The sequence below is a fragment of the Streptomyces sp. URMC 123 genome (assembly GCF_051386515.1).
Taxonomy (GTDB): Bacteria; Actinomycetota; Actinomycetes; order Streptomycetales; family Streptomycetaceae; genus Streptomyces.
This window is the reverse complement of sequence record NZ_JBPQTV010000199.1, coordinates 1-11,669: the sequence shown is the minus strand read 5'-3', so window position 1 is coordinate 11,669 and position 11,669 is coordinate 1. Positions and strand designations below refer to the sequence as shown.

The window sequence follows — 11,669 nt, the reverse complement described above, 5'->3', positions numbered from 1 at the left end:
CCTGTGCCCCCGCCTCCTCCACCCCGCTCACGACAACACCTCCCCGATCACCCGCGCCGCCCGCCGTACCTCCGCGAAGCTCGTGTACAGCGGGGTGAACCCGAACCGCAGCACGTCCGGGCGCCGCACGTCCCCGACGACCCCGCGCCGGATCAGCTCCGGCATCGCCTTCTCCGCCTCCGCGCAGCGCAGCGACACCTGGCTGCCCCGCTCCGCGTGCGCGTCCGGAGTCAGCGACTCCACCAGCCCCGCCGGCACGTAGCGCGCCACGCACTCCAGGAAGAAGTCGGTCAGGGCGAGGCTCTTGGCGCGTACGGCCTCGATCCGCACCCCGTCCCAGACGCCGAGCGCCGCCTCCAGCGCCAGCATGGAGAGGATGTCGGGCGTGCCCACGCGCCCGCGCGGCGCGCCCTCGGCGGGGGCGTAGTCGGCGGCCATCGCGAAGGGCTCGGCGTGCGAGTTCCAGCCGGGCAGCGGGGAGTCGAACCAGCGCTGGAGGCCGGGCCGCACGTACAGGTACGCGGGCGCGCCGGGCCCGCCGTTCAGGAACTTGTACGTGCAGCCGACGGCGAAGTCGACGCCGTGCGCGGCGAGTTCGACGGGCAGCGCGCCCGCGCTGTGGCACAGGTCCCAGACGGCGAGCGCGCCGGCCGCGCGCACGGCGGCGGTGATGCCGGGCAGGTCGTACAGCCGGCCGGTGCGGAAGTCGACGTGGTTGACGAGGGCGACCGCGGTGCGTGGGCCCGCCTCGGCGGCGATCCGGTCGGCGGGCACGGCCCGCACGCGGCAGCCGGTCAGCCGGGCGGCGGACCCGGCGATATAGCCGTCGGTGGGGAAGGTGCCGGCGTCGACGAGGATCTCGTCGCGCCCGGGCCCGTCGGCGTGGGCGATGCGCACCGCCCCCACCAGCGCCTTGAAGACATTGACGCTGGTGGAGTCGCCGACCACCACCTGGCCCGGGCCGGCCCCGACGAGCGGCGCGATCCGGTCGCCGATCCGCTCCGGCGCCGTCCACCAGCCGCTCTCCTCCCACGAGCGGATGCCGAGCCGGCCCCACTCGTGCTCGACGACCTCGGCCAGCCGGCCCGGCACGGCACGCGGCAGCGCGCCCAGGGAGTTGCCGTCGAGATAGACCACGTCGTCGTCGAGGACGAAGCGGTCGCGGACGAAGGCGAGTTCGTCGGCCGCGTCCAGCCGCGCGGCGCGCGCCGCGAGGTCTGACGTGTCGGACGTGTCAGGCGTGGGCGTGTCAGGCGTGTCAGGCGCATCAGAGGTGTCAGACATGGCTGCGTGCCGTCCACAGCTCGGGAAAAACGTTTTTGGAGGCGCGTCTTTCGAGCCAGGCCACGCCGGCCGAGCCGCCGGTGCCGCGCTTGGCGCCCATCGCCCGCCGGGTGGCGACGAGGTGGTCGTTGCGCCAGCGCCACACCAGCTCGGCGACCTCGGTCAGCGCCTCGCCGAGCCGCACCTCGTCCCCGGCGCCGTCGGTCAGCGCCCCGCCCGTGGCCACGGCCTCGCCCTCGGCCGCGTAGACCGCGCGCCAGGCCTCCTCCACGGCCGGGTGCGGCTCATGGCGCTGCGTCGGGTCGCGGTGGAGCACCTCGGCCGGAATGTCATGGCCGCGGCGGGCGAGAAAGGCCAGGGCCTCGTCGTACAGGCTCGGCTCGTGCAGCGCCTTCTCCAGCTCCGCGTGCTCCGCGGGCTGCCCCCGGTGCGGGACCAGCATCGACGTGGACTTCTCGCCCAGCAGGAACTCCAGCCGCCGGTACATCACCGACTGGAAGCCCGAGCCCTCGCCCAAGGCGGCGCGGTAGGAGTTGAACTGTCCGGGCGTCAGGTGCGCGAGCGGCTTCCAGGAGGCGTTCAGCGACTCCAGCTCGTACTGGCTGCGGCGCAGGGCGGCGAGCGCGGTCGGCAGGTCGTCGCCGCGCAGCGCGTGCGCGGCGGTCCGCCACTCGTGGACGATCACGGTGAACCACAGCTCCATCACCTGGGTGGCCACCAGGAAGACCATCTCGCCGGGGTCGTCGGTGAGCGTGCGCTGGAGCCGGGTCAGGACGGAGGCGTGGACGTAGTCCTCGTACGGGGTGGTGCCGTGGCTGCCGATGCTGAGGTCCGGATCGAGGTCGAGACCGGGGATCGCCTGGTCGTCGTCCGTGAAGCCGGCCGGGGTGTCGGACATGGTGTTCCCTCCATGGACCGGGCCCGGCCGGGCCCTGGTGGGGCACGGTGCCGGGACACGCGGAGATCATGTGCGCCATGACGCGGATAGGGCAAGGGTAATGAGCGTGCGCCCGTACGGTCAGAGGCCGAACGGGCGTCCGACAGTACGGGGGGCTTGCCGCCCGTACGGGGCCGGGCCTCGACCCGTACGGGCGCCTTCCACCCGTACGGGTCACGGAAGGGCCCGGCCCGTACCTTCCGCCCGTACGGGTCGAGCCTCCAGCCGTACGGGTCACGGCACGGCCGGCTCACGCCCCCGGTCCGCGCGAGGGCGGGCCTCCGACCGTACGGGGGCGGGCCTCCGCCCGTCACGGGTCACGGCGCGGTCGACTCACGCCCTCGTCTGTACGGGGGTCTTCCGCCGGTACGGGCCGGGCCTCCGGCCGTACGGAGCACGGGCACGGCCGGCTCACGCCCGCCGCCCGTACGGGCCACGCCTCCGCCCGCACGGGCCACACGACCTCCGGCCGTACGGGCTACCTCCGCCCGTACGAGGGCTTCCGTCCGCGCGAGCGCGGGCCTTCCGTCCGTACGGGGCCAGCCTCCGCACGTACGAAGGCTTCCGTCACCGCGAGCGCGGACTTCCGCCCGTACGGGGCACGGCACGGCCGGCTCACGCCCTCCGTCGATACGGGGCCGGGCCTCGGCCCGTACGGGCCGCGCGCCCGCCCGCACAGGGGCGGACCACCGCCCGTACGGGGGCCTTCCGCCCGTACGGGCCCCGCCTCCGTCTGTACAGGGACGTGCCTCCGGCCGTACGGGGGACGGCGCGGCCGGCCCTCACCTTCCGGCCGTACGGGCGCCCGCCCGTACGGTCAGGGGACGCGCGGGCCGCCGATGTACTTTCCCGCCGTGTCGTAGGGCCAGGCGTTCGCCGTGCAGCCCTTGAGCCCCTTGATCTGCTGCATCATCGCGGGCGCCGGCTTGCCCGGGCCCGCACAGCCCTCGTGGCCGTGGCCGATGCGGTGGCCCACCTCGTGGTTGACGATCAGGGCGCGGTACTCCCCCAGGGGGCCGTCGAACTCCGGCGAGCCCAGCATCCAGCGCTTGAGGTTGACCACCACGGTGGCGCCCACCGCGCAGTTCACCTCGCCGCCGGTGTCGAGGCCGGCCGCACCGCAGATGCGGTCCACCGTCGCCGGCGTGGCGATCTTCACCACGAAGTCGGTGGGTCCCGAGGAGACCAGCTCGAAGCCGTTGACCCCGTCCTTGGTCCAGCCGCGCGAGTGGCCCAGAATCCCGGCGATCTCGTTGGCCGCCGCGCCGGCGGACAGCTCGATGCCGTGCTCCACCTGCACCTGGTAGCGGCGGATCGTGCCCGTGCCCACCGCGGCGCCGCTCGCCTGGGCGGTCGCGAAGGTCCCCGGGCCGCTGGCCCGCACACCGCCGGACGCGCCCGTACTCGGGGAGGTGGAGGGCGAGGAGGACGGCGAGCCGCTCGGGCCGCTCGGGCCGGAGGCGCCGTTCGACGGGCCCGGCGGGGCCCCGGACGCGTTGCCGCCGTCGCCGGGCGCTCCCGGCGACGGCCGGGCGGCGGAGGTGGCCGGCGGAGCGGCCGCGGCGGCCCCGGAACCGCCGGGGAGCGGCTCCGTACGGGCGCGGGCCACGGCGTCGGCCTCGTCGTCCAGCCGCTGCCAGTGCGCCAGGCCGGCGCCGCCCAGGAGCGCGGCGATGCCCGCCGCGGCGACCGCTAAGCACACCAGGGTCGGCCAGGCGGCCCCGCGGCGACCGCGCCGCCCGGCCCGCCCGCCGCGCCGCTCGGCGCGTCTCTCGGACCCGGACCCCGCTCGCCGTACTCCGCGTTCGGCCATGCCACGCTCCCCGCACAACAGCCCAGACCCGATCAAATGTTCGATGATCGTACAGGGGCGTGCGGTGTGGTCCCGGGCCGGTGCGCCACGCGTGCGACGAGGCCCCGAACACCCGTACAGAGGGGCGTTCGGGGCCTCGGGTTGCCTGGGCCGGCGCGCGGACTCGGCCGCCGTGGCGCGCGGCTCACCGCCCGGGGCGAGCGGACCGGCGTCCGGAGCGAACGGACCGGCGTCCGGGGCGAGTCCGGGTCAGGACAGGATGTCCGCCGCGGTCGGCGAGGAGTCGCGCAGGAACGTGGCGCAGCGCTCGTGCTCCTCGTTCTCGCCGATGGCCTGCGCGGCGCGGGCCAGCGCGTGCAGGGCCCGCAGGAAGCCGCGGTTCGGCTCGTGCTCGAACGGCACCGGGCCATGGCCCTTCCAGCCCGCGCGGCGCAGCGCATCCAGGCCGCGGTGGTAGCCGGTACGGGCGTACGCGTACGACTCCACGACCCGGCCCGCCTCGAAGGCCTCGTCGGCGAGCTGCGCCCACGCGAGGGAGGACGCGGGGTACTTCGCGGCGACCTCGGCGGGCGCGGCGCCGGACGCGAGGAGCTCGCGCGGCTCGGGGTCGTCGGGCAGATGGGTCGGGGGCGGGCCCCCGAGCAGGTTCTCATGAATGGCCATGGGTTCCAGTCTGCCGGACCGCCCCTCACCTGGGGCACCCTTCCCCCGGCGCGCGCCCGCGCGCTTCCGCGCACGCCCGCGCCGGTCGCCGAGGCCGCGAGCCCCGTCCCGGCCCCCAGACACCGTGACCCGCCGACGGGTCTCGGCCGACGGGCCCCAGCGTGGGCGTCAGCCCCGGGCATCTCCCGGCGGCCGGCCGCGGACCTCGCCCGGGTCGAGCGGCGGGGCGGACACGGGGCAGTGGTACGCGCACTCCGGGTGGCACCGGCCGGCTCCCTCGCGGGCCGCCTCGCCCCCGGGCTCGGGCTCGGGCGCGCGCCGGGCCCCCGCAGGGGCCGCCCCCTCCTCCAGGACGTCCGAGCGCACCGTCAGCCACGCCACCACGGCCGCCGCCACCAGCACCCCCGCGCACATCACCATCGCCCGGCGGAAGGTCGCGTCGAACTCCGCCGCCGAGCGGTAGACCTCCGGCCCCATGCCCGCCAGCAGCGGCAGCGCGGCCACCGCGACCAGGCCCGCCGCCCGCGCCACCGCGTTGTTCACCCCGCTGGCCAGGCCCGCCCGGCCGACGTCCACCGACGCCAGCACTGTCGACGTCAGCGGCGCCACCAGCAGCACCATGCCCGCGCCGAGCACCACCAGCGCGGGCAGCACATCCCGCCAGTACTGCGCGCCCGGCCCCGCCCGCGTCATCAGCAGCATGCCCGCCGCGCACAGCAGCGGCCCCACCGTCAGCGGGACGCGCGGGCCGATCCGCTGACCCAGCTCGCCCGAGCGCGCGGAGAGCAGCAGCATCAGTACGGTCGTCGGCAGCAGCGCCGTCCCCGCCGCGAGCGCCGAATAGCCGAGGACCACCTGGAGTTGCAGCACGGACAGGAAGAAGAAGCCGCCGAACGCCGCGTACACCCCCAGCGTCACCGCGTTCACCGCCGTGAACTGGCGCGAGGCGAAGATGTCCGGTGGCAGCATCGGATCGGCGCGGCGCCGCTCGACGGCCACGAACACCGCCCCCAGCACCACCCCGAGCACCGCCGGGACCAGGACGGTCGCCGAGGCGCCCCGCTCCGGCGCCTCGATGAGCGCGTACGTCACCGCGCCGAGCGACAGCGCGCCCAGCGCCGCGCCCGCCGCGTCGAAGCGGCCGTGCGCGGCCGGGTCCCGCGTCTCCGGCACATGGCGCAGCGCCACGGGCACGCAGATCAGCGCCAGCGGCACGTTCAGCAGGAACACCCAGCGCCAGCCGGGGCCGTCCACCAGCCAGCCGCCCAGGAACGGCCCCACCGCCGCCGAGACGCCGCCCAGGCCCGACCAGGCGCCCACCGCGCGGGCGCGGTCGTCCGGGTGGAACGTGGCCTGGATCAGCGCCAGCGAGCCCGGCGTCAGCAGCGCCCCGCCGATGCCTTGCAGGGCCCGGGCCGCGATCAGTACGGGCGCGTTCGGCGCCAGCCCGCACAGCAGTGACGCCGCCGCGAACCACACCACACCGATCACGAAGATCCGGCGCCGGCCGTAGCGGTCGCCCAGGGCGCCGCCGAGGAGGATCAGGCCGGCGAGCGTGAGCATGTAGGCGTTGACGGTCCACTGGAGGACGGCGAGGTCGGCGTCGAGGTCCGTGCCGATCCGGGGCAGGGCGACGTTGACGACCGTACTGTCGAGCATCGCCATGCCCGAGCCCAGTACTGCCGTCAGGACGATCCAGCGGCCCGTGGCCTCGGACAGCCGGACACGGCCGGCGCGGTGGGCGGCCGCCTCCGGTGCGGATGCCCGCGGCGCGGGCGTCGCGGCCGTCTCCGGCGCGGGCGGCGCGGGTGCCTTCTGCCGGGGGTCGGCGGGCGTCCGGTCCCGGCCGTCGTCTCGGTCCGGCGGGGAATCGCTCATACGCACGATGATCCCCGGTGGCCTCCCCGCCAGCCACCGCAGCCACGCGGCCGCCGCGGCGCCTCCGGCGCGGTCCGGGTGCACGGGCCGGCTCGGCTCCGTTCACCGGGCCGGCGCCGGCCCCCGGGCCCGGCGGCCGGAACGCGACAACGCGCCCCCGCGCCATGAGGCGCCGGGACGCGTTGTCCGTCGTCAGTCCGTGCGAGCGACAGTCCGCGCGGGCGTCAGTCCGCGCGGGCGTCAGTCCGCGCGAGCCGAGCCGCGGGCTACTTGAGCTTCGTGCCCGTCGAGCGCAGGTCCGCGCACGCCTTCGTGACGCGCTCGGCCATGCCCGCCTCGGCCAGCTTGCCCCAGCTGCGCGGGTCGTACGTCTTCTTGTTGCCGACCTCGCCGTCGACCTTCAGGACACCGTCGTAGTTGCGGAACATGTGGTCCGCGACCGGCCGCGTGAACGCGTACTGCGTGTCCGTGTCGAGGTTCATCTTCACGACGCCGTTCTCCAGCGCCGTGCGGATCTCCTCCTCCGTGGAGCCGGAGCCGCCGTGGAAGACGAAGTCGAACGGGTTCTCCTTGCCGTGCTTGGCCGCGACGCCGTCCTGCAGCTCGCGGAGCAGCTCGGGACGGAGGACGACGTTGCCCGGCTTGTAGACGCCGTGGACGTTGCCGAAGGACGCGGCCAGCAGGTAGCGGCCCTTCTCGCCCAGGCCCAGCGCCTCGGCGGTGCGCTCGACGTCGGCGACCGTGGTGTAGAGCTCGTCGTTGATCTCGTGGGTGACGCCGTCCTCCTCGCCACCGGTCGGGGTGATCTCGACCTCAAGGATGATCTTCGCCTTGACGGCCTCGGCGAGCAGCTCCTGCGCGATGGAGAGGTTCTCGTCGAGCTTCTCGGCGGAGCCGTCCCACATGTGGGACTGGAACAGCGGGTTCTGGCCCGCGGCGACGCGCTCCTGGGAGATCTTCAGCAGCGGACGGACGTAGCCGTCGAGCTTGTCCTTGGGGCAGTGGTCGGTGTGCAGCGCGATGTTGACCGGGTACTTCTTGGCCACGACGTGCGCGAACTCGGCCAGCGCCACCGCGCCGCTGACCATGTCCTTGCTGTACTGGCCGCCCAGGAACTCGGCGCCGCCCGTCGAGATCTGGATGATGCCGTCGCTCTCCGCCTCGGCGAAACCGCGCAGCGCGGCGTGCAGAGTCTGCGTGGAGGTCACGTTGATGGCCGGGTAGGCGAACTTGCCTGCCTTCGCCCGGTCGAGCATCTCGTTGTAGACCTCGGGAGTTGCGATGGGCATCTGTCCGCTCCTTGTGATGTGCGGCGGGTGTGCGAAAGCGTTGCGTCTGTCCCTGACCAGGGGTCGACGGTCATCGTCGCCCCCATCTTCCCAGACGCCGGAGATTGGTCCACCCGCGCCGTGCCCCCGGGATGCGGCGCGGGGGCGGCGGGTTTCACGTGAAACCTGCCGCCCCCCGTAAAAGCCCAGGTCACAGGCGGGTCGGCCGGGCGGGCCGAATCAGCCGGGCGGGCCGGGCCGGCCGGGCTCAGCCCAGGTCGAGGTCGTCGAGACCGTACGCCTGGTAGTACGGCAGCCCCGCCTCGGCGATCGCCGGCGCGGCACCGCGCTCGACGATCACGGCGACGCCGACGACCTCCGCGCCGGCCTCGCGCAGCGCCTCGACGGCGGTCAGCACGGAGCCGCCGGTGGTCGAGGTGTCCTCGACCGCGAGCACGCGGCGGCCCGCGACGTCCGGGCCCTCGATGCGGCGCTGGAGGCCGTGGGCCTTGCCCGCCTTGCGCACGACGAAGGCGTCGAGCGTGCGGCCGCGCGCGGCGGCGGCGTGCAGCATCGCGGTGGCGACCGGGTCGGCGCCCAGCGTGAGCCCGCCCACGGCGTCGTAGTCGAGGTCGGCGGTGAGGTCGAGCATGACCTGTCCGACCAGCGGCGCGGCCTCCCCGTCCAGGGTGATCCGGCGCAGGTCGACGTAGTAGTCGGCCTCCTTGCCGGAGGAGAGGGTCACCTTGCCGTGCACTACGGCCTTGTCCTTGATCTGCCGCAGCAGGGCATCACGCGCATCGCTCATACGCATGAGACTAACCGGCGCGCCCGCTACGACCCGTCGAGGCGGCGCCAGCTCCAGGTCGTGGAGATCTCCAGGGGGTCGATGGGCGTCACCAGGCGGGGCAGGGTGTTGAGGCCGTTCGGCGGTCCGGACTGCGGCTCGACGCAGACGGCCTCCTCCTGCTCGTCGTAGATCACCACCCACTCCGCGCGGCTGGCGACCGTGAGCTCCAGCCGCCCGGGCCAGGTCAGCGTCACGTTCACCCCCTCCGGCATGCCGAAGCAGTCGTCCCAGGGGCCCGGCCGGGGCGCGATCCTGCGGCCGGTCGGCAGGTGGTCCTCGCCGCGCTCCTCCTGCCACGCGGCGGTGAAGTCGATCTCGACGCCGGGGCCGTCGCCGGGACGGCCGCCGTCGCCGTCGCCGTTGTCGAGGTGGCGCAGGAACCAGGGGTGCCAGCCCGCCTGGGCGGGGAACGAGTCGACCAGCGCCTCGACGCCCATGGTCAGCGTGAGGGAGTCCTCGGTCAGCTCCACCACCTGGGTGACCCGCCCGGGGTGCGGCCAGGGCTCGGCGAGCTCATAGGTGAAGACCGCCGACGACTTGTCCGCGCGGGCGGTGCGCCAGGCGGTGTCCCGGCCGGTGCCGTGAATCGCGTGCGGCGGGGAGTTCACCGGCATCCGGTGCAGCTCACCGCCGTTGCGGAACTCGCCGTACGCCATGCGCCCGCACCAGGGGACCATGGGGAACGAGCCGTACCGGGGGCCCTGCCGCAGCAGTTCCGTGCCGCCGACCCGCAGGGAGCCGATCCGGCAGCCGCGCTCGGGAAGCACGGTCAACTCGGTGTCGCCGGCCGCGAGTCGGATGTCCGTGGTGTTGTCAGTGCTCACCCCTCCGACCCTAGCCCCGGAGCCCGCCCTCAGTGGTGCCGGCGGCGCAGAATCCGGCCGACGACGACGGCGGACGCGAGCAGGACGGCCGCGGCGGGCGCCGCCCAGCGCAGGGTCGCGCCGGCGCCGCCGGGCTGCGGGGCGGGCACGGGCGCGTAGCGCCCGCGGGGCGGCGCGTGGTCGACCTCCTCGGCGCTGCGGCCGATCATCGTGCGCCGGGCGTGCGCCGCCTCGGCGGGCGGCTCGGCGGGGGTGTCCGTCTCGTCGTGGCCGGTGGCACCGGCGAACTCGGCGTGGCCCGCGCCGAAGGCGGTGGCGTCGTCCGGAGCGGGGGGCGGCGAGGGCTCGCCGGAACGGGTGGCTCCGCCGGGCCCGGTGGACTCCGTGGGCCCGGTGGGTCCGGTGGGTTTGGTGCGCCCAGTGTGTCCGGTGGGTTTGGTGGGCTCCGCGGGTCTTGCGGGTCTCGTGGGGCCGCCGGGGCCGGTGGGTTCGCCCGGCTCGGTGGGGCCGCCCGCCTCTGGCCGCTCCGCGGCGGCGGCCGACTCGCCGGGCTCCGTGCCCTTGGCGGCGGAGCCGCCCTTCGCCGAGGCGCCGCCCGTCGCCGCCGGGCCGCCCTCGGCCTCGTCGGCGCCCGCGGGCGACTGCGCGTGCGGCTGCGCGTGCGGGCGGTCGTGGCTGTCGGGCGCCGGAATGCCGGGAATCACGGGCTGGTTGTCGTCGTCCGCGTCGAGCCTGCCGCGCCGTGGCGCACGGCCGCCCTCTCCGGGCTCCCCCTCGTCCGTACGGGGTCCGGCGTCCGCCGCGCCGGTACGCGGGCCGCTGTCCGCCTCGGCACCGGGCTGGGCCGCCACCCCCGTCGGGCCGATCGGGGTGGTCTCCAGGTCGGCCGCCAGTTCTGCGGCGCAACGGTCCAGCAGACGGTGTCCGGCGGCGACCGCGGTGGCCTCCTCCACGTCGGTGATCCGGCCGTCGCCCGAGACGGTGCCGGTGCACACGAGCGTGGTGCCGCCGTCGGCGTCGACCGGCCGGATCGTCAGCGTGAGCTTGACCGAGCCGCTGCCCCGGGCCTCCGCGCCCTCCGCCTCGACGGCGAGGTCGCCGCTGTCGAGGGCGGTGATGCGCAGCGCTCCCCGGTACGTGATCGTCGAGCCGCCGATCCTCAGCCGCAGCCGGCCCGTGAGCGGCGGGGCCGAGTCGTCGGCGTCCCGCTGGAAGCCGGGCACGCAGCGGGATACGCGGGCGGGGTCGGTGAGAGCCTGCCGAACGGTTTCGGCGGGGAACGGAACGAACGCCTCGTGCTCCATGGTCCCGAGCCTACCCACGGGCGGCCGTTTCCCGCCCCGTCCTCGCGATGACCTGCGCACCCGGCGCCCCCGCGCCGGGTGGCCCAGGGGTTGCCCGCCAGTTCGCATCGCCACGCGAGGGCGCCCAGCGCCCAGAACGGAGCGCCGCCCCGCTGGGGCCGGCCCCGGCGGCGCCGGGCGGCGCGGCCCCTCGCACGGCCCCGGCCGACGGCCCCGGAGGCGTGCCCGCGACACCTCATCGACGCGCGGAGGTGCCCGGGCTCGGGGCCGACTCCAGCGCCCCCGGCCGGGGGCCGCAGGGCGGAGCGCCGCCCCGCCCGGGCCGGCCCCGGCGGCGCCGGGCGGCGCGGTCCCTGGACACGGCCGTGTCCTGCGGCCCGCCCAGGGTGTGTCCAGTGGGGGACGACTGCCAGCGGCCGCTGGAGGCACAGGTGGACGCCCTCGGCCGAAGTTCGCGCCACACGCTCGCGCAGCGAGCCGGCGCGTCAGTCCAGGTAGCGCGGGTGCATCAGCGTCGAGGGCGGCATCCGCCGCGTCCTCGGGAGCACCGCGTCCCGCAGCGTCGCCCGCGTCAGCGACCGCAGCGCCGGTGCCTCCGGTGACAGGGTCGGCCGCGGCCGGCGGAAGGACGCGAGGACGAAGCCCCAGTCGTCCGGTGCCTTTTCCGCCGTCGAGGCCCGGTCCGGTCCGCCGACGAACCGCGACAGCCGCCCGCCGACGCGGTACGGCAGCGTCCGCAGCCCCACGGAGCGGACCGTGGCCTCCACGGTCCAGTACGCCGCCGGCCGCGCCCCGGGGCTCCCCGCGTGCACCGCGAGCCGCCCGTCGTCGGCCAGGACCCGCGCGGC

The 11,669-nt window shown here is 75.8% G+C and carries 9 protein-coding genes and 1 pseudogene; all 10 read right to left on the bottom strand.

Going from position 1 to position 11,669, the window contains the following annotated elements:
• Window positions 1-27: 27 nt before the first annotated feature.
• The gene (gene kynU, locus ACSNOD_RS21185) at window positions 28-1,284 is read right to left on the bottom strand and encodes a kynureninase (protein ID WP_436768573.1); all 1,257 of its coding nucleotides are present in this window, start codon (window positions 1,282-1,284) and stop codon (window positions 28-30) included.
• The gene (locus ACSNOD_RS21180; protein ID WP_436768572.1) at window positions 1,277-2,182 is read right to left on the bottom strand and encodes a tryptophan 2,3-dioxygenase family protein; all 906 of its coding nucleotides are present in this window, start codon (window positions 2,180-2,182) and stop codon (window positions 1,277-1,279) included. The genes kynU and ACSNOD_RS21180 overlap by 8 nt, the downstream gene beginning before the upstream one ends.
• 856 nt (window positions 2,183-3,038) lie before the next feature.
• Window positions 3,039-4,034, bottom strand: a complete 996-nt coding sequence (locus ACSNOD_RS21175) for a DUF3152 domain-containing protein (RefSeq protein WP_436768571.1) — start codon at window positions 4,032-4,034, stop codon at window positions 3,039-3,041.
• A gap of 249 nt (window positions 4,035-4,283) precedes the next feature.
• On the bottom strand, window positions 4,284-4,697 hold the full coding sequence (locus tag ACSNOD_RS21170; protein ID WP_436768570.1) for a DUF3151 domain-containing protein: 414 nt from the start codon (window positions 4,695-4,697) through the stop codon (window positions 4,284-4,286).
• Window positions 4,698-4,865: 168 nt separating this feature from the next.
• Window positions 4,866-6,362: an MFS transporter gene (locus tag ACSNOD_RS21165; protein ID WP_436768574.1), complete on the bottom strand. Its 1,497-nt coding sequence runs from the start codon at window positions 6,360-6,362 to the stop codon at window positions 4,866-4,868.
• A 479-nt stretch (window positions 6,363-6,841) separates the two neighbouring features.
• Window positions 6,842-7,864, bottom strand: a complete 1,023-nt coding sequence (fbaA, locus tag ACSNOD_RS21160) for a class II fructose-bisphosphate aldolase (RefSeq protein ID WP_436768569.1) — start codon at window positions 7,862-7,864, stop codon at window positions 6,842-6,844.
• 247 nt (window positions 7,865-8,111) lie between these two features.
• Complete coding sequence (gene pyrE / locus ACSNOD_RS21155) at window positions 8,112-8,651, bottom strand: orotate phosphoribosyltransferase (RefSeq protein WP_436768568.1); 540 nt, start codon at window positions 8,649-8,651, stop codon at window positions 8,112-8,114.
• A gap of 26 nt (window positions 8,652-8,677) precedes the next feature.
• Window positions 8,678-9,517 carry an aldose 1-epimerase gene (locus ACSNOD_RS21150; RefSeq protein WP_436768567.1) on the bottom strand — a complete coding sequence of 280 codons (840 nt, stop codon included), beginning with the start codon at window positions 9,515-9,517 and terminating at the stop codon, window positions 8,678-8,680.
• 29 nt (window positions 9,518-9,546) lie between these two features.
• Entirely contained in the window at window positions 9,547-10,821 is a 1,275-nt protein-coding gene (locus ACSNOD_RS21145) for an SRPBCC family protein (protein ID WP_436768566.1), read from the bottom strand.
• A 485-nt stretch (window positions 10,822-11,306) separates the two neighbouring features.
• Window positions 11,307-11,669, bottom strand: a pseudogene (locus tag ACSNOD_RS21140) (spermidine synthase); the annotation flags it as partial.